Origin of the sequence: Streptomyces odontomachi (assembly GCF_024435355.1) — a bacterium.
Classification (GTDB): domain Bacteria; phylum Actinomycetota; class Actinomycetes; order Streptomycetales; family Streptomycetaceae; genus Streptomyces; species Streptomyces odontomachi.
Genome location: NZ_JAMJWG010000020.1, coordinates 171,288 through 187,844, shown reverse-complemented (window position 1 = coordinate 187,844; position 16,557 = coordinate 171,288). Strand labels below are relative to the sequence as shown.

General features: G+C 72.1%; 19 protein-coding genes. 13 read left to right on the top strand and 6 right to left on the bottom strand.

Translation table 11 applies throughout. The features are described 5' to 3' along the window. Positions 1 to 1,209 (top strand): WD40 repeat domain-containing protein (locus NQO67_RS33200; protein ID WP_305126571.1); only part of this gene is annotated, 1,209 nt, incomplete at its 5' end. 35 nt (positions 1,210 to 1,244) lie between these two features. On the opposite strand, the gene NQO67_RS33195 is transcribed toward NQO67_RS33200, so the two are convergent. Continuing rightward, on the bottom strand, positions 1,245 to 2,162 hold the full coding sequence (locus tag NQO67_RS33195) for a 2-hydroxy-3-oxopropionate reductase (RefSeq protein ID WP_255954075.1): 918 nt from the start codon (positions 2,160 to 2,162) through the stop codon (positions 1,245 to 1,247). Positions 2,163 to 2,216: 54 nt separating this feature from the next. Further along, positions 2,217 to 3,107, bottom strand: a complete 891-nt coding sequence (locus tag NQO67_RS33190; protein WP_255954074.1) for a TIM barrel protein — start codon at positions 3,105 to 3,107, stop codon at positions 2,217 to 2,219. 576 nt (positions 3,108 to 3,683) lie between these two features. On the opposite strand from NQO67_RS33190, the gene NQO67_RS33185 reads away from it, so the two are divergent. From NQO67_RS33185 to NQO67_RS33140, 10 genes are all read left to right on the top strand, one after another. Then, the gene (locus NQO67_RS33185) at positions 3,684 to 4,802 is read left to right on the top strand and encodes a Re/Si-specific NAD(P)(+) transhydrogenase subunit alpha (RefSeq protein ID WP_255954072.1); all 1,119 of its coding nucleotides are present in this window, start codon (positions 3,684 to 3,686) and stop codon (positions 4,800 to 4,802) included. Then, on the top strand, positions 4,802 to 5,116 hold the full coding sequence (locus NQO67_RS33180) for an NAD(P) transhydrogenase subunit alpha part 2 (RefSeq protein WP_255954071.1): 315 nt from the start codon (positions 4,802 to 4,804) through the stop codon (positions 5,114 to 5,116). Before NQO67_RS33185 ends, NQO67_RS33180 begins: the two co-directional genes overlap by 1 nt. After that, positions 5,116 to 6,501: an NAD(P)(+) transhydrogenase (Re/Si-specific) subunit beta gene (locus tag NQO67_RS33175; RefSeq protein WP_255954070.1), complete on the top strand. Its 1,386-nt coding sequence runs from the start codon at positions 5,116 to 5,118 to the stop codon at positions 6,499 to 6,501. The genes NQO67_RS33180 and NQO67_RS33175 overlap by 1 nt, the downstream gene beginning before the upstream one ends. 105 nt (positions 6,502 to 6,606) lie before the next feature. Continuing rightward, positions 6,607 to 6,888: a thiamine-binding protein gene (locus tag NQO67_RS33170; protein WP_255954069.1), complete on the top strand. Its 282-nt coding sequence runs from the start codon at positions 6,607 to 6,609 to the stop codon at positions 6,886 to 6,888. Next, on the top strand, positions 6,885 to 7,283 hold the full coding sequence (locus tag NQO67_RS33165; RefSeq protein WP_255954068.1) for a helix-turn-helix domain-containing protein: 399 nt from the start codon (positions 6,885 to 6,887) through the stop codon (positions 7,281 to 7,283). The genes NQO67_RS33170 and NQO67_RS33165 overlap by 4 nt, the downstream gene beginning before the upstream one ends. A 59-nt stretch (positions 7,284 to 7,342) precedes the next feature. Beyond that, positions 7,343 to 8,554, top strand: coding sequence for a low temperature requirement protein A (locus NQO67_RS33160; protein ID WP_374119219.1), 1,212 nt, complete (start codon positions 7,343 to 7,345; stop codon positions 8,552 to 8,554). An 85-nt stretch (positions 8,555 to 8,639) separates the two neighbouring features. After that, the gene (uraD, locus tag NQO67_RS33155; protein ID WP_255954067.1) at positions 8,640 to 9,179 is read left to right on the top strand and encodes a 2-oxo-4-hydroxy-4-carboxy-5-ureidoimidazoline decarboxylase; all 540 of its coding nucleotides are present in this window, start codon (positions 8,640 to 8,642) and stop codon (positions 9,177 to 9,179) included. Then, entirely contained in the window at positions 9,176 to 9,538 is a 363-nt protein-coding gene (gene uraH / locus NQO67_RS33150) for a hydroxyisourate hydrolase (protein WP_255954066.1), read from the top strand. The genes uraD and uraH overlap by 4 nt, the downstream gene beginning before the upstream one ends. A 272-nt stretch (positions 9,539 to 9,810) precedes the next feature. After that, a complete protein-coding gene (gene pucL / locus NQO67_RS33145; RefSeq protein WP_255954065.1) occupies positions 9,811 to 10,836 on the top strand; it encodes a factor-independent urate hydroxylase in 1,026 nt (341 codons plus the stop codon). Between the two features lie 37 nt (positions 10,837 to 10,873). Then, positions 10,874 to 12,295, top strand: a complete 1,422-nt coding sequence (locus NQO67_RS33140; RefSeq protein WP_255954064.1) for an 8-oxoguanine deaminase — start codon at positions 10,874 to 10,876, stop codon at positions 12,293 to 12,295. 65 nt (positions 12,296 to 12,360) lie between these two features. Here NQO67_RS33140 and NQO67_RS33135 read toward each other — a convergent pair whose 3' ends face one another. Next, positions 12,361 to 13,185 carry a chitosanase gene (locus tag NQO67_RS33135; protein WP_255954091.1) on the bottom strand — a complete coding sequence of 275 codons (825 nt, stop codon included), beginning with the start codon at positions 13,183 to 13,185 and terminating at the stop codon, positions 12,361 to 12,363. A gap of 512 nt (positions 13,186 to 13,697) precedes the next feature. On the opposite strand from NQO67_RS33135, the gene NQO67_RS33130 reads away from it, so the two are divergent. Further along, positions 13,698 to 13,937, top strand: coding sequence for a hypothetical protein (locus NQO67_RS33130; RefSeq protein WP_255954063.1), 240 nt, complete (start codon positions 13,698 to 13,700; stop codon positions 13,935 to 13,937). 8 nt (positions 13,938 to 13,945) lie between these two features. Beyond that, positions 13,946 to 14,482, top strand: a complete 537-nt coding sequence (locus NQO67_RS33125) for a hypothetical protein (protein ID WP_255954062.1) — start codon at positions 13,946 to 13,948, stop codon at positions 14,480 to 14,482. 54 nt (positions 14,483 to 14,536) lie between these two features. On the opposite strand, the gene NQO67_RS33120 is transcribed toward NQO67_RS33125, so the two are convergent. The 3 genes from NQO67_RS33120 to NQO67_RS33110 form a co-directional block, all read right to left on the bottom strand. Beyond that, positions 14,537 to 14,953 (bottom strand): acyl-CoA thioesterase, encoded by a 417-nt coding sequence (locus NQO67_RS33120; RefSeq protein ID WP_255954090.1) that lies wholly within the window; start codon positions 14,951 to 14,953, stop codon positions 14,537 to 14,539. A 314-nt stretch (positions 14,954 to 15,267) separates the two neighbouring features. Further along, on the bottom strand, positions 15,268 to 15,798 hold the full coding sequence (locus tag NQO67_RS33115; RefSeq protein ID WP_255954061.1) for a hypothetical protein: 531 nt from the start codon (positions 15,796 to 15,798) through the stop codon (positions 15,268 to 15,270). Between the two features lie 67 nt (positions 15,799 to 15,865). After that, complete coding sequence (locus tag NQO67_RS33110) at positions 15,866 to 16,471, bottom strand: histidine phosphatase family protein (RefSeq protein WP_255954060.1); 606 nt, start codon at positions 16,469 to 16,471, stop codon at positions 15,866 to 15,868. Positions 16,472 to 16,557 lie beyond the last annotated feature (86 nt).

Below are 16,557 nucleotides of genomic sequence, written 5' to 3'. Positions count from 1 at the left end.
TTCAGCCCGGACGGCAACACCCTCGCCACCGGAAGCAGCGACCACACCGCCTGCCTGTGGGACGTGCAGTCCGGTAAGCCCCGTATGGTCTTCAAGGGCCATACCATGGCCGTGCGTGCGGTGGCGTTCAGCCCGGACGGAAAGACGCTCACCACCGAGAGCGATGACGACACCGTACGCCTCTGGGACGCGCGGTCCTCGGGCGAGCCCCGCACGATCTTCAAGGGCCACGCCGGCACGGTGCGTGCGGTGGCGTTCAGCCCGGACGGCGCCACGCTCGCCACCGGCGGCAGCTACGACGACGCTACACGTCTGTGGGACGTGCCGACCGGAAAGATCCGCACCACCCTCAAGGACTCCACGGGGACGATACGTGCGCTGGCGTTCAGCCCGGACGGCCGCACACTTGCCACCGCAAGCGAAGACGACCCCGCCCGGCTGTGGGACGTGCGTTCCGGCGATCCCAGCACCAGGCTCAGGGGGGACGCCGACATCGTGGAGTCTGTGGCGTTCAGCCCCGACGGCCGTACCCTCGCCACCGCCAGCAGCTCCGATGGCAGCGCACGCCTCTGGGACGCGCGGACCGGGAAACTCCGTACCACCCTCGGGAACTACACCGACGTCGTGGGTTCGGTGGCGTTCAGCCCGGACGGTGGAACACTTGCCACCGGCGGCAGCTTCGATGGCACCGCACGGTTGTGGGATGTGCGCACGGGTGGGCTTGGTAGCACTCTTAAGGGTCATACGGGGGCTGTTCGTTCGGTGGCGTTCAGCCCGGACGGCAAGACGCTCGCCACCGGCAGCGATGATGGCACCGCACGGTTGTGGGATGTGCGCACGGCTGGGCTTGGTAGCACTCTTAAGGGTCATACGGGGGCTGTTCGTTCGGTGGCGTTCAGCCCGGACGGCAAGACGCTCGCCACCGGCAGCGATGACGGCACCGCACGCCTGTCGGATGTGCGGACAGGCGAGCCCCGCACCATTCTGAAAGGCCACACCATGCCGGTGATCTCGGTGGCGTTCAGCCCGGACGGCAGAACGGTCGCCACTGCCAGCGATGACGGCACCGCCCGGCTGTGGAACGTGGACTCCCGCGACGCGCGCGCCATGAGCCGCGCCATCTGCTCGGCCCTGGACCGCAACTTCACAAAGACCGAGCAATCCCAGTACCTACGCGGCCAGGATCCCTCTCCCGTCTGCCCGGGATGACGGGCGTGGCACACGAGAGTCGGCACCGGCGGGGGTCAGGCCGCCGGTGCCGACAGGCGTTCCACCGCGCGCAGCAGGGCGGAGTGGTCGAGGCCGCCGTCGCCCTGGGCGCGCAGCGCCGCGACCAGCTGGGCGACCAGTGCGCCCGCCGGGATGGCCGCGCCGACCGCGCGTGCCGCGTCCGTGACGATGCCCATGTCCTTGTGGTGCAGGTCGATGCGGAAACCCGGTGCGAAGTCGCGGCGCAGGAAGTTGTCCCGCTTGCGGGCCAGCACGGTGGAGCCGGCCAGGCCACCGCCGAGCACGTCCAGCGCCGCCGGCAGGTCCACCCCGGACTTCTCCAGGAAGACCACGGCCTCGGCGCACGCCTGGATGTTGACGGCGACGATGAGCTGGTTGGCGGCCTTCACCGTCTGGCCGGCGCCGTGCGGGCCGCAGTGCACCACGGTCTTGCCCAGCGCGTCGAAGAGGGGTCGGGCCACGTCGAAGTCGGCCTGGTCGCCGCCGACCATGATGGACAGCACCGCCTCGATCGCGCCGGCCTCGCCCCCGGAGACGGGCGCGTCCAGGACCCGGACGCCCTTCGCGGCGGCGGCCTCGGCCAGCGCCACCGAGGTGCCCGGGGTGATCGACGACATGTCGATCAGCAGCGTTCCGGGCCGGGCGTTCTCCAGGATGCCGTCGGGACCGTAGGCGACGGCCTCGACCTGCGGGGAGGCGGGCACCATGGTGATGATCACATCGGCGTCCCGTACCGCTTCGGCGACCGAACCGGCCGCCGTGCCGCCCGCGGTGGCCAGCCGCTGGAGCTTCTCGGGCTCCAGGGTGTACCCGGTGACGGGGTATCCGGCCTTGATCAGGTTCTCGGCCATGGGGGAGCCCATGATGCCGAGGCCGATCCAGGCCACCGAGGGCCGGTCGGACCCGGCGGGGCCCGCGACAGTGCTGCTCATGTGGGTGCCTTCCGGTGCGATGGGGTGCCGTGTCAAGGGGCGACGGGCGGCGTGTCAGCGTGCCGCGCGCGCCGGTCCGGGCAGCCAGTTGAACGCCTCGGCGCTCGGCCGGTCCCCGGGCTTGTACTCCAACCCGATCCAGCCGTCGTAGCCCGCCGTGCGCAGCCGCCCGAGCAGCTCGCCGAGCGGCAGCGCGCCGGTGCCGGGCGCGCCCCGGCCCGGGTCGTCCGCGATCTGCACATGACCGGTCAGCGCCGCGTACCGGTCGATGACCGCGGGCAGGTCCTCGCCGTTCATGGACAGGTGGTAGAGGTCCATCAGGAAGCGCGTGTTGTCCAGTCCGGTCGTCTCGTTCACCTGCTCGACGATCTGGACGGCCTGCGGTGCGCTGACGAGCGGGTAGTGCGGTGACTCGGGGCGGTTGAGGGCCTCGATGAGCAGGGTGGCGCCGATGCGGTCCGCGGCGCGGGCCGCGAGCCGGAGGTTCACCAGCGCGAGGGCGTCCTGCTCGCCGGGGTCCACGCCCTCGACGCGATTGCCGTACAGCGCGTTCAGCGCGCGGCAGCCCAGGGAGTCGGCGAAGTCGGCCGCCACGTCGATGTTGTCGCGGAACCTCTCGGACTCGGCGCCGGGCACCGACAGCGCGCCCCGGTCGGGTCCCGGCAGCCGGCCCGCGTAGAAGTTCAGGCCGACCAGGCGCACCCCCGCGTCCTCGATGGCCCCGCGCAACGCCTCCAGTTCACCGCGCGGCGGCACCGGTGCGTCGACCCAGGGCCACCACAGCTCGACGGCGGTGAAGCCGGCAGCCGCTGCCGCCGCCGGGCGCTGGAGAAGCGGTAGCTCGGTGAAGAGGATGGACAGGTTCACATCGAAGCGGTGGCCGGTGTACGGGCCCCCGTCCGGCGCGGCGTCTTCGGGCGGGAGGGGCTCAGGGAGGGGAGCCATGAGAGGGCGGCGCTCCTTCGGATTCGGGCCTGCGGTACGTCTGTTCGGGGCCTGCGCGTCCTTCGACGTGCAGGTGCCGTCTGGTTGTCCTGCGGGGGTGGGCGGCCTGTGCCCGGCGCGTGCAACCGGCGTGTGCGGGGTGTCCGACCTGTGCCGTTGTCCGGCACAAGCGCTGCCGGGCATTGCCTTTCTGCGCTCGACGCGGATATCTTTGTTCGTCCCACGACTTCCGTAATACGGAATAATTCTTCTACTTTACGGAAAAGAGTGCCGCCGGGCTCTGGCGATGTCAAGGGGCCCGCGGCGGGTCCGAGCCTGTCAAGAGGGCCTCCAGGGCGCAGGGGGCCTTCGGCCAGTGCGGCCGGAGTTCCGGGCGCGGCGCGGCGGTGGCGCATAGCCTTTGCCCGGCGCCGTCGTCACCGGGTCGACGCCACCCATCCCCCTTGAAGGGCGTTGGGCCGGCCCGGCCGGCCGTCGGGCCGGCGACGCGTACGTCTGCCGGCGCGACCGGTCGGGCCCGAAGACACCCGTTTTGCGATGTTGGAGGTACGGCAGTGCAATCGCAAGGATGTGTACATGAGCGCTGAGACTGTGCAGCGTCCCCGCAGCGCGACCGTGGGGGTGCCCCGCGAACGGGGCGCCGGCGAGCGCCGGGTTGCCCTGGTACCGAAGGTGATCGAAAAACTCCTCGAACGGTGCGGCGGGATCGTCGTCGAGTCCGGCGCCGGACTCGACGCCCTCATCCCCGACGACCTCTTCGTGGCCGCGGGCGCGACCATCGGCGATCCGTGGGAGTGCGACGTGGTGGTCAAGGTCACCCCGCCGACCGCCGAGGAGATCGGGAAACTGCGCTCCGGGACCACGCTGGTCGGCTTCCTCGCACCGCTGACCGCTCCGGAGACGATCGAGGCGCTGCGCCAGGCCGGCGTCGCCGGCTTCGCGATGGAGTCCGTGCCGCGGATCTCCCGCGCCCAGTCGATGGACGCGCTGTCCTCGCAGGCGAACGTGGCCGGCTACAAGGCCGTCCTGCTCGCCGCCGAGCGCTCCACGCGGTTCTTCCCGATGCTGACGACGGCGGCGGGCACCGTGAAGCCGGCGACCGCGCTGGTGCTGGGCGTGGGCGTGGCGGGCCTCCAGGCGCTGGCCACCGCCAAGCGGCTCGGCGCCCGCACCACCGGCTACGACGTCCGCCCCGAAGTGGCCGAACAAGTGCGGTCACTGGGAGCCCAGTGGCTTGATCTGGGGATCTCGGCGGCCGGCGAGGGCGGTTACGCCCGCGAGCTGACCGACGAGGAGCGTGCCGAGCAGCAGCGGCGCCTGGAGGAGGCGATCACCGGATTCGACGTCGTCATCACCACCGCGCTGGTGCCGGGCCGGAAGGCGCCCACGCTGGTCACGGCGGAGGCGGTCAAGGGCATGCGGCCGGGCAGCGTCGTCGTCGACCTGGCCGGCGAGATGGGAGGGAACTGCGAGCTGACCGAGCCGGGCGAGGTCGTGGTGAGGCACGACGTCACCATCGCCGCGCCGCTCAACCTGCCGGCGACGATGCCGGAACACGCCTCGGAGCTGTACGCGCGCAACGTCGCTGCGCTCCTGGGGCTGATGCTCGACGAGGCGGGCGCCGTCGCGCCCGACTGGTCCGACGAGGTCCTGGCCAAGTCGTGTGTCACCAGGGTCGCAAAGGAGGAGTCCTGATGGATGCGGACAGTCTGACCGCCAATATCGCGATCCTGGTGCTGGCCGGGTTCGTCGGGTTCGCCGTCATCTCCAAGGTGCCGAACACCCTGCACACCCCGCTGATGTCCGGCACCAACGCGATCCACGGCATCGTGCTGCTGGGCGGCCTGACCCTGCTGGGCGAGCTGAAGGACCCGTCCGTGCTGGACTCGATCGTCCTGGTCGTCGCCATCGCGTTCGGCACCATCAACGTGGTCGGCGGCTTCCTGGTGACCGACCGGATGCTCGGGATGTTCAAGACCCGGCCCGGCGGCAGGAAGGAGGGCGACTGATGGACACCCTGGTACGCGTCCTCTACATCATCGCTTTCGCGCTGTTCATCTACGGCCTGTCCGGCCTGACCGGGCCGAAGACCGCGGTGCGCGGCAACAAGATCGCGGCGGCCGGCATGGTGGTCGCCGTGGTCGCCACCCTGCTGCGGGTCGACCACAACTGGGTGCTGATCGTCGTGGGCCTGATCGTGGGCACCGTGCTCGGCGTGCCCTCCGCCCGGCGCGTCAAGATGACCGCGATGCCGCAGATGGTGGCGTTGTTCAACGGGGTCGGCGGCGGGGCGGTGGCGCTGATCGCCTGGTCGGAGTTCCGCACCTCGGACGGTTTCACCGGCACCCCCGGCCATGTCGTGATCGCGTCGATGTTCGCCGCGCTCGTCGGCTCGGTCTCCTTCTGGGGCTCGCTGGTCGCCTTCGGCAAGCTCCAGGAGATCCTGCCCGGCCGGCCGATGGGCCTGGGCAAGGCCCAACAGGGCGTCAACGCGCTGCTGCTGGCCGCCTCGGTCGCGTGTGCCGTGGTGGCCGGGCTGGGCGGCGCGGCGCAGGTGTGGGTGATCCTGCTGCTGGTGCTCGCCGCGGTCCTCGGCGTGATGGTCGTGATACCGATCGGTGGCGCCGACATGCCCGTCGTCATCTCGCTGCTGAACGCGCTGACCGGGCTCTCGGCAGCGGCGGCCGGCCTGGCGCTGGACAACACGGCGATGATCGTCGCCGGCATGATCGTCGGAGCGTCCGGTTCGATCCTGACGAACCAGATGGCCGTGGCCATGAACCGGACGATCCCGGCGATCGTCGCCGGCGGCTTCGGCGGAGGCGGCGCCCTCGCCTCGGGCGGCGACGGGGAGGAGGCCCGCACCGTGCGGTCCACCTCGGCGTCCGACGCGGCGATCCAGATGGCCTACGCCGCGCAGGTCATCGTCGTGCCCGGCTACGGCATGGCGGTCGCCCAGGCCCAGCACGCCGTCAAGGACATGGCCAAGCTGCTCCAGGCCAAGGGCGTCGAGGTCAAGTACGCGATCCATCCGGTCGCCGGACGCATGCCCGGTCACATGAACGTGCTGCTCGCCGAGGCCGACGTCGCCTACGACGCGCTCAAGGAGATGGACGAGATCAACGACGAGTTCGCGCGCACCGACGTCACCCTGGTGATCGGCGCGAACGACGTCACCAACCCCGCGGCGCGCACGGATCCGTCGAGCCCGATCCACGGGATGCCGATCCTGAACGTGGACGAGTCCCGGCAGGTGATCGTGCTCAAGCGCTCGATGAACAGCGGGTTCGCCGGCATCGACAACCCGCTCTTCTACGCCGACCGGACGACGATGCTCTTCGGTGACGCGAAGAAGTCGGTGCTGGAGGTGACGGAGGAACTCAAGGCGCTGTGACCGCCCGCGTCATCCGGCCCCGCGCCACGTCGGCGCGGGGCCGCTTCACCAGCGGGCGGCAGGGCCGCCACACCGGCCCCCGCCCGCCTCCGTTAGGGTCACCTGATGCGACTGACCGTCGATTTCACGACCGAGCCCTTCGACCTGGACGAACCGCCGTCCCACGCGCTGGTCGCCCGCGAGGTCATTCAGGACGCCGATCTCGACGCGGTGGACGTGGGCCCGTTCGGCAACACGGTGGAGGGCGACGCCCCGGCGGTGCTCGACGCGATCGGCACGCTGCTGAACCGCACCCTCCAGGCCGGCGCCACCCGTGTCTCGCTCCAGGTCAACGTCATCCAGGAGCAGACCGATGACGGCGAGTCCGGCGAGGGCGGCCGGCCATGACCTCGCTCGCCGACGACCCCTTCGTCAGGGCGGTGAAACCGCTGGTGGACGCCATGGGCGGGGAGTTGCTGCCGCTGGCCGAGGCCGGCCCGGACGATGTGCGCCTCGCCTGGCAGGGCCACGACGTCGTCGCCGTCCGGCTGCCCCAACTGGCCGACTCCCTGGACCGTATCCTCGCCGCCCTGGAACGTGAGCACGGCAGGCCCCTCGCCGCACTCGACCGCAAGACGAAGCAACGGATCGTAGGGAGCCTGGAAGCGCGGGGCGCGTTCGCCGTGCGGCACGGCGTGGAGACCGTCGCGACCGCGCTCGGCGTCAGCCGCTTCACCATTTACAACTACCTGAACAGGGAGAACGCCGCACAGGGCGCCGAGCGCCCGCGGCCGAAGGACTGACGGGGTATTTCCGCGCCGGCCCAGGTGTGTGCGACGGCACGCCCGGGGACTGTGGGGTGATGAGCGAAAGTGCGGGCAGGGGCGGCGTCGGGCACGGCCATCGCGCGCGGCTGATGTCGCCGATGCGGGCACGGGCGCGTGACGAGGAGCACCGGGCGGCCACACCGCTGGAGCTCTTCTTCGACCTGTGTTTCGTGGTGGCGGTCTCGCAGGCCGGCGGCCGGCTGGTGCACGCCGTCACCACGGGTCACCCGGTCCACGGCATCACCCAGTACGTGATCGTGTTCTTCGCGATCTGGTGGGCCTGGATGAACTTCACCTGGTTCGCCTCCGCCTACGACTGCGACGACGTGCCCTACCGCGTGGCGACGCTGGTGCAGATCGCCGGGGTCCTGGTGCTGGCCGCCGGGATCCCCCGCGCCTTCGAACACGCGGACTACTCGCTGGCGGTGGCCGGCTACCTGATCATGCGCCTGGTGCTGACCCTCCAGTGGCTGCGCGCCGCCCACGGGGAACGGGGCCCCGCCCGGCGGACGGCCGTGCGCTACGCCGCCGGCCTGGTCGTGGTGCAGCTCGGCTGGGTCGGGCTGCTGTTGCTGCCGGCCGACGTCTGGCTCTGGGGGTTCGGGCCGCTGGCCGTGGTGGAGCTGGCGGTGCCGGCCTTCGCCGAGCGGGCGCACCGCACGCCCTGGCACCCGCACCACATCTCGGAGCGGTACGGACTGTTCACGATCATCGTGCTGGGGGAGAGCATCGCCGCCGCCACCGTCGCGGTCCAGTCGGCCCTGGCCGAGTCGGCGGTCCTCGGCGAGCTGCTGCCGATCGCGGCCGGAGGCCTCGTCATCGTCTTCGCGGCGTTCTGGATCTACTTCGCCGCGCCGATCCACGAGTACCTGGCCGAGGGCAGCCAGCCGTTCTGGTGGGGCTACGGGCACTACGTGATCTTCGGTTCGGCCGCGGCGATCGGTGCGGGCATCGAGGTGGCCGTGGAGCAGGTGACCCACCACACGGACCTCACGCCCCCGGCGGCCTCCTTCGCGGTGACCGCGCCGACGGCCCTGTACATGGTGACGGTGTGGTGGGTGCACAGCCGCCACTTCAAGCGCAGCACTCCCCAGCAGCTGGTGCTGCCGTGCGGCGCGGTGCTGGTCCTGGCGGCCACGCTCGCGCGGCACTGGGCGGTGCCGCTGGCGGGCCTGGTCGCGGCGTGCACCGTGGCGGTCGGCGTCCACCTCGAGGCTCGGATGGCCGGGGACGCCGACCGGAGATGACATTCAACAAACTGTTGACGATTGCCCGTGGGAGGTATTGGCTAGGCGCAATGCAGCCCGTCCCGCCCAGGCCCCGGAGGCGCGCGTGACCTCGACCGGTGAGCGTCCGCCCCATGCGGCCCCCGCACCCCCGGGCCTCGCGCGCCTCAACGCCCGACCGACCGCCGCGGCCGCCGCCGAACTCCGCGCCGTGTGCGCGAGCCACGCCTGGGTGGCCGCCCTGCTCGCGCGCCGCCCCTACCCCAGCGCCGCACACCTGCTCGCCACCAGCGACGCCGCCACGGCCGCGCTCACCGACGCGGACCTGGCACAGGCGGTGGCGGGACACCCGCCCATCGGCCGCCCGGCGGCGGGGGACCCGACTTCGGCCCGTGAACAGCACGGCATGACCGAGGCCGAAGCGGACCTGAAGCGGCAGATGGTCGAACTCAACCGCGCCTACCAGAGCACCTTCGGGCAGGTCTTCCTGATCTGCGCGACGGGCCTGAGCGGCGAGCAGCTGCGGGACGCGCTCAGGGACCGGCTCGGCAACCCGCCCGAGCGGGAACGCGCGGTCGTCCGCGCCGAACTGGCCAAGATCAACCGTCTTCGCCTGACCCGACTGGTCGAGGAGGGAGCCGCATGAGCGGCGACGGCACCGCATCCGTCTCGACGCACATCCTGGACACCAGCGCCGGAAGGCCCGCCACCGGTGTCACCGTCACCCTCGCCGCACGCGCCGGCGACACCACCTGGGCCGCGGTCGGAACGTCCCGCACCGACGCGGACGGCCGGTGCAAGGACCTCCCGGCGCCCGCGGAGGGCACCACACACGTACGGCTCACCTTCGACACCGAGGCGTACCTCACCGCGCGGGCCGCCGATCCTCTGCCGGTCGCCTTCTTCCCGGAGGTGACCGTCACGTTCGCCGTCGCCCCCGGCGAGCACTACCACGTACCGCTGCTGCTCAACCCGTACGGGTACGCGGTGTACCGGGGGAGCTAGGCCCTGTCGTCAAACTCCCGTCTGCCCGGCGACGCCATGCACGCTCCCCCACTGCCTGGACGGCGTGGGAGGTGCCCCCGTGCGTACGCGGACTCGCGCCCGGCACTCCCGCAAGCTGTTCGAGCAGGGGGACCCCCAGAGCACGCACCTGACGCTGCCGAGCCGCCCTTCGGGCAACGACGGGAGTGTGACGACAGACCCAGGCGGTCCACCGGAGGAGCCAGGGGGAAGCCGACCGCGTCGGCACCAGACACCAGGGAGCCAGCTGAGCCATGACCACCGATGCCGACGCCCGGGACCGTTCCCGGGCCGACCAGCCGTCCACCGCCACGTCGCCGTCCGATCCCCGCCCGGTGCTGCTCGGCCAGAACCAGTACGGCAAGGCGGAGACCCGTGTCGTGCGCATCACGCGGGACGGCGACACCCACCACATCAGGGACCTGAACGTCTCGGTCGCGCTGAGCGGCGACCTGTCCGGGGCGCACCTCTCCGGCTCCAACGCCCAGGTGCTGCCGACCGACACCATGAAGAACACCGTGTTCGCCTTCGCCAAGGAACACGGTGTCTCCTCCGCCGAGGAGTTCGCCGTCCACCTCGCCCGGCACTTCGTGACCTCGCAGCCGGCGATCCATCGGGCCCGGGTGCGCATCGAGGAGTACGCCTGGGAGCGCATCGCGATATCCGGGACCCCGGGCGGCGGCGCGGGACCGGACGGCACGGCTGGGGCGGACGGCACCGTGCCCGGCCCGCACTCCTTCGTCCGGCGCGGCCAGGAGACCCGCACCACGCAGGTCGGCTACGACGGCGAGGGCTGGGAGGTCGTCTCGGGGGTACGCGACCTGGTCGTGCTGAACTCCACCGACTCCGAGTTCTGGGGCTACACCAAGGACCGGTACACCACCCTCCAGGAGGCCCACGACCGTGTCCTCGCCACCCGCGTCACCGGGTGCTGGCGATTCGGCTGGGCCGACGACGACACACCGATGCCGCGCTGGGACGAGTCGTACGCCGAGACCAGGCAGCACCTGCTGCGGGCCTTCGCGGAGACCTACTCCCTCTCGCTCCAGCAGACCCTGTACGAGATGGGCGCGCGGATCATCGACCACCGGCCGGAGATGGTCGAGGTCCGCTTCTCGCTGCCCAACCAGCACCACTTCCTGGTGGACCTCGAACCGTTCGGCCTGACCAACGACAACGAGGTCTACTTCGCCGCCGACCGCCCCTACGGGCTCATCGAGGGCACCGTGCTGCGCGCCGGCCACGAAGCACGGATCCCCGTCGACCTGACCAACCTCTGACCACGCTCGCCCGGACACGAGAAGCGAGGAGACGCCCATGCGCCGCACGGCAGCCCAGCACACCGCCACCCCCGAGCACATCGCAGCGGCACCTCGTCTCGTCATCGAGCACTGCGCCATCGCCACCGTCGACGCCGACGACACCGAGTACACCGCGGGCCATGTCGTGATCGCGGGGGACACCATCGAGGCGGTCGGCCCCGGCCCGGCGCCCGGCGACCTGCCAGGCGTCACCCGCCGCATCGACGGCACGGGGCACCTGCTCACCCCCGGCCTGGTCAACACCCACCACCACTTCTACCAGTGGCTCACCCGCGGACTCGCCACCGACCACAACCTCTTCGACTGGCTCAGCGCGCTCTACCCCGTCTGGGGCCACATCGACGAGCCGATGCTCTACCAGGCAGCGCGGGGCTCGCTCGCGATGATGGCGCGCGGCGGCGTCACCACCGCCATGGACCACCACTACGTCTACCCGCGCGGCGCCGGCGACCTGACCGGTGCGGTGCTCCGGGCCGCCGCCGAGACCGGGGTGCGCTGCACGCTCGCCCGCGGCTCCATGGACCTCGGTGCCTCCGACGGCGGGCTGCCACCTGACTTCGCCGTGGAGTCCCTGGACGGCGCGCTCCAGGCCACCGAAGAGGCCATCGACGCCCACCACGACCCGGCGCCGGGCGCCATGACGCAGATCGCGGTCGCACCCTGCTCGCCGTTCTCCGTCTCCACCGAGCTGCTGACCAGGGCCGCCGAACTGGCCCGCCGCAAGGGCGTGCGGCTGCACACGCACGGCTCGGAGACCGTGGAGGAGGAGAAGTTCTGCCACGAGCGGTTCGGCATGGGGCCCACGGACTACTTCGAGTCCACCGGGTGGCTCGGCGACGACGTCTGGATGGCGCACTGCGTCCACATGAACGACTCCGACATCGCCGCGTTCGCCCGCAGCGGCACCGGCGTCGCGCACTGCCCGTCATCCAACGCCCGGCTCGCCGCCGGTATCGCGCGCGTCCCCGATCTGCTGGCCGCCGGTGTCCCGGTCGGCCTGGGTGTCGACGGCACGGCGTCCAACGAGTCCGGTGAGCTCCACACCGAACTGCGCAACGCCCTGCTGATCAACCGCCTCGGCCGGCACCGCGAACGGGCCCTGAACGCCCGCCAGGTGCTGCGGCTGGCCACCCACGGCGGCGCGCGGGTGCTCGGCCGCGCCGCGGCGATCGGCTCCCTGGAGCCCGGCAAGCTCGCCGACGTGGTGCTCTGGAAGATGGACACCCTCGCCCACGCCTCCATCGCCGACCCGGTGACCGCACTGGTCTTCGGCGCCCCGGCACCCGTCACGCTGTCGCTGGTGGGCGGCGCCCCCGTCGCCGAGCACGGCCGCCTCGTCCACGTCGACGAGGACGCGCTGGCCCGTGCCACCCGCGACGAGGCCCAGCGTCTGGGCCGGCTCGCCGCGGACGCGTAGGACGCATAGGACGCGTAGCAGCGGTTGGCCGGGCGGCCCGGGGGAGTGCCTCCCCCGGGCTCCGGTCAGCCGATGTGGTACGGGTCGCCGTAGACCTTCCAGTCCAGCGGCGGGTCCAGGTTCAGATTGCCGTCGTCCAGGAAGACCCGCTGTTCGGTGTCGACCCGGCTGGTGTCCGAATGCGCCTCCTCCTGGTTCATCGCCCAGACCCGGGCGTCCAGGAAGGCGTTCAGGTACTCCACCTCGTCGCCGCCGTCCCCAGGCGTGTCCGCGTTGCCGAGCGCCCGTGCGCGGATCCCGCCGAAGCTGACGTCGTCGTCTCCCGGGCCGTGCATCACCATGGCGTCGTAGTAGATGAACTGGCCGAGCACGCCCAGGCCGTCGTCCTTGCCCTGGCCGACCGCCGGATCGAAGTAGACGCGGTCCCGCTCGTCGTTCTGCGCCTGCTGGAACGCCTCGTCCTCGGCCGCCTCCTGCCAGGCGTCGGTGAAACCCGGGTCGAGCCCTTCGTGCGAGTCGGTGCCGTCCACCTCGCGCAGCGCGGGCAGGTACTCGGCGAGCGGGTTGTCGGGCACCCGGTCGGTGTACAGCTCGACGAGGACCAGCATGTCGTGGGTGCCGGAGCAGAAGCCGATGATGCCGCCCGTGTAGCCGCGGCCGTCACCGATGTCCTCGATGTAGCCGTACTGGGCCTGCCAGTCCAGCGAGGAGTTCTCCGCGCTGCACACCAGCTCCATCGCGATTTCCTTCTTCTCCGGGTCGTCGAGCCCGACCGCGGCGATGCCGGGCGCGACACCGGCGCCGGGTGCCGCGCCGGGCAGCCCGGAACGCGTCGCGGCACCCGCGGATCCGCCGAGTACGACGGGTCCCGCGAGCAGCGTGGCACCCATGAGGGCGAGCAGGGTGCGGCGGCCGGGGCCGCCGGGGTGGGGGGAGTGCACGTGACCTCCAGGGGTCGCTCCTACACTGTTAGGAAACTTTCCTACCGGAATTCGCCAGCGCTGCCTAGGGCCCTGTACGGCGGATCATGTGGGCGCCTTCGGGCTCGAGTTGGTCGCCCGGCTCGGGGCGGGGAGGCCTCAGGGTCGACGCATGACGGGCCCTCATCTCGATGGCGCTGGTCACGGGCTGGCGTGCGTCGTGGGTGATGTGCTCGTACGGATCGTGGTGGTTGCCCGGTCTCGCTCCGGGAGGAGTCCCAGCGCCGCGGAACTAGCCTCCCCCGGTCGGGGCGGCGAGCAGCGCGACCGGCGAACAGGGCGGGGAAGTCGTGGCCACGCGCGTCGGCCGTTCGGTGTCCGCGGTGAACGAGCGAAGGGGTCTCAGATGCGCTTGGCGGGTGGCTTGGCGATCGCTCTCGCGGCGGCTACCGCGCTTGCGGGATCGGACGTGGCCCTTGCCGGTGATCGCCGTCGTCCTGGCGTTCTTCGCAACCCTGGTGCCCGAGTCGGACAACTTCCCCGGCTGGGAGATCGACCGGGTGCTGCTGTCGCAGGCCATCGTCGGTCTTCCGTTGGTCGCGGCGTACGCCAGCACTTTTGCGGCCTATGCGGTGCCGGTCATCCGCGCATCGCCGGCGTCGGCCTCGTGCTCCTCGCGGCATACCCGGACAACGGTGGCGTATGGATCGCGCCCCGCCTGAGAACGGTCGTGCTGTGGACGCTCGCGTTCGGCGTGTTCGTCCTGGTGATCGCCAGTGTCGGTGCACCACCGGATCACGTCCCGCACGGTGATCCGGGGTCACGGTGGGAGATTGCCTCGGCGGCGCTCGTGCTGGTTCCGATCCTGGTACCTGCGCTCGGCCCGTCCAGGCTCGGCAGGTTCACGCTGATCACGCTGCTTGCCGGGATCACGGGCATCGGCGTGGTCCATCAGCTGGGTACCGAGCTGTCGCCCACCTTTCTCAGGGACCTGCTCGTCGCCGTGGAACTGGGCCCGCTCGGCGCCGCGCTGGTGGTGCTCGTGGGCGTCGCCACCGTCGCCACCGTCGCCGCGGCCGTCGACACGTTCGCCGACGCCCAGCTCGACGTCCTCAGCGCCGGCTGGTCGCTCGCGGCCGGCACGCTCGCAACAGCCGCCGTAGCCGCCTTCGTGCCGCCTGTCGTGATCATGATCCTGGCGGGCGTGGGTGCGGTCGTCAACGCGGCGTTCTGGTACTCCACCGCGTTCTCCTCGTACCGGCGGTAGTACGGCGAGGTGCACGCGATCGGCGAGTCCATCGCCCGGGTGCCCGGACGGCGGTCAGATCCCGAACGCCGCCGGGTCCGCGGCCAGCTTGCGGAGGACGCCGCGGGGGTCCGCGACGAGCCGGCGCTCCGTCAGGTCGAGCAGGCCGCTGACGGCGGCCACCTCCGCGGCCACCGTGCCGTCGGCCTTGGTGAGGGTCTGCTCGACGCGGAAGGTCTTGCCGGTGCCCCACACCAGCCGGCAGCTCATCTCCGTCTCGTCGCCCGCGCGTAGTTCCCGCAGGTAGCGGATGGTCGTCTCCAGCACCACCGGGCCGACCCGGTGGTTCACCAGGTCCTGCTGGCGGATGCCGGCGGCCTGCAACAGCGACCAGCGGGCGTGCTCGGCGTACTGGAGGTACACGCTCTGGTTGAGGTGGCCCTGGGTGTCGGTCTCGTAGCCCCGCACGGTGATGGGGACCGAGAAGTCCACGGTGGCGGAGGGCTCCGGAGCGCCGGGGGCGGGCGACGCGGGCCCGGTGGCGGGCCCGGTGGCGGGTTCGGCGGGGGCGAACTCCGGGGCCGGCGCCGTGGCGGTCGGCTCGGGCGTGGGGCGCATGGCGTGCCTTTCGTGGTGCGTGGGCCGGGGTGGGGCTCTGGTCGGTGCGCAGGTGGGCGGCAGAGCGGGCGGGTAGGTTTCTGAGCGCTTGCTCATCCGCCCTGAACCGCCGGCGGGCGTCGCGTATTCCGCCCGCACCCACCCGGGCCGCCGCGGCGGCCGTCGGGCCGTGTGGAACCGGGCAGCGCTCACGCGCGGCGTGGTGACGCCAGCAGGTAGTGCGTGCCGCGTCTGCGATCACGGTGCTCGCTGGGCTGCCAACCGGCGTCCTCCAGGGCGGTCGCGCAGGCCCGCAGCTCCTGCGTGGTGTGCGCCCGGACGGCGACGGCCTCCGGCTGGGGGGTTTCCGACACGTGGTAGCCGCCGGTGCCGGCCGTGGCGGGGCGGCAGCCGGCCGCCTCCAGGGCGAGCGCCGCCGCCCGGACGAGATGCGCGCGCTCCCAGCCGCACGGCCGGTCGGTCGCGCCGTCCGGGTGCGTCATCCGGCGCAGCTCGATCAGGCCCTGCCAGGCGCTGCGCACCTCACGCGCCCGCGCCGGCGAGTCGTCGCCGTGCGGCTCATCGCCGGTGCGGGCGGCGAAGACGCCACCGGGACCGCCCGCGCCGCCACCGGGCCCGCCCGCGCCGCCACCGGGACCGCCCGTGTCACCGGCGGGCGGGCCCGCGCCGCCGCCCCGTGCGGCCGCGTCCCCGCGCTGCCCGCCGCTGCCGTCCCTCATGCCGCCCCCACCTCGCAGCCGTCTCCCGCTTCCCCCTGGCCCCCTGGACCTGCGTACACCGGCGAGCCTACGACCGGGGTGTGACATTCCATCCGGAGAGCACCGGCCGCCCGTGCTCCGTGCCGAGCCGTGCGAGTGTCCCCGTCGCCATCTGGAACAGCGCTCCGCCGGACGGTGGCAGCCCGAGACGGCGGGCCGTGAGCACCCGCAGGAAGTGTCCGTGGGCGACCAGGAGGACGCCGCCGCCGTCCGTCGCCGAGGCGAGTGCCGCGTCCGCCTTGGCCAGCATGCGGTCGGCCCGCGCCCCGACCTCCTCGGGGCGCTCCCCGGGGTGTTCGGGCGGCCCCGGTGCGACGCCGTCCGTGAAGAGGAACCAGTCCGGCCGGGTGCGCTGGATGTCGGCGGTGGTGATGCCCTCGTAGCCGCCGTAGTCCCACTCGCACAGATCGGGATCGACCCGTGCGTCGTCGTGCCCGATCAGTTCCGCCGTCTCGCGCGCCCGCCGCAGCGGGCTGGTGAAGGCGGCGGTGATGTGCTGGCCGGCGATCAGCGGGGCGAGCGCACGGGCGTGTTCCCTTCCGCGGTCGGTGAGCGGCAGGTCGGTGAAGCTGGTGTGCCGTCCGGAACGGGACCACTCGGTCTCACCGTGCCGCACCAGCAGCAGATCACCCACGCCCGTCACCCACCCCCGTGTCCGCCCCGTGGCGTGGTCGTCCGCCGGGCCGGCACCCGACCGTGCCCGCCCTGCCGTCTCCTGCG

Coding starts and splice junctions, on each gene's coding strand:
- NQO67_RS33140 (WP_255954064.1), top strand. CDS start 10,874: ATGCGCCGCACGGCAGCCCAGCACACCGCCACCCCCGAGCACATCGCA.
- NQO67_RS33170 (WP_255954069.1), top strand. CDS start 6,607: ATGCGACTGACCGTCGATTTCACGACCGAGCCCTTCGACCTGGACGAA.
- NQO67_RS33190 (WP_255954074.1), bottom strand. CDS start 3,107: ATGGCTCCCCTCCCTGAGCCCCTCCCGCCCGAAGACGCCGCGCCGGAC.
- NQO67_RS33115 (WP_255954061.1), bottom strand. CDS start 15,798: ATGAGGGACGGCAGCGGCGGGCAGCGCGGGGACGCGGCCGCACGGGGC.
- NQO67_RS33180 (WP_255954071.1), top strand. CDS start 4,802: ATGGATGCGGACAGTCTGACCGCCAATATCGCGATCCTGGTGCTGGCC.
- NQO67_RS33185 (WP_255954072.1), top strand. CDS start 3,684: ATGAGCGCTGAGACTGTGCAGCGTCCCCGCAGCGCGACCGTGGGGGTG.
- pucL (WP_255954065.1), top strand. CDS start 9,811: ATGACCACCGATGCCGACGCCCGGGACCGTTCCCGGGCCGACCAGCCG.
- NQO67_RS33175 (WP_255954070.1), top strand. CDS start 5,116: ATGGACACCCTGGTACGCGTCCTCTACATCATCGCTTTCGCGCTGTTC.
- NQO67_RS33135 (WP_255954091.1), bottom strand. CDS start 13,185: ATGGGTGCCACGCTGCTCGCGGGACCCGTCGTACTCGGCGGATCCGCG.
- NQO67_RS33165 (WP_255954068.1), top strand. CDS start 6,885: ATGACCTCGCTCGCCGACGACCCCTTCGTCAGGGCGGTGAAACCGCTG.
- NQO67_RS33160 (WP_374119219.1), top strand. CDS start 7,343: ATGAGCGAAAGTGCGGGCAGGGGCGGCGTCGGGCACGGCCATCGCGCG.
- NQO67_RS33195 (WP_255954075.1), bottom strand. CDS start 2,162: ATGAGCAGCACTGTCGCGGGCCCCGCCGGGTCCGACCGGCCCTCGGTG.
- uraH (WP_255954066.1), top strand. CDS start 9,176: ATGAGCGGCGACGGCACCGCATCCGTCTCGACGCACATCCTGGACACC.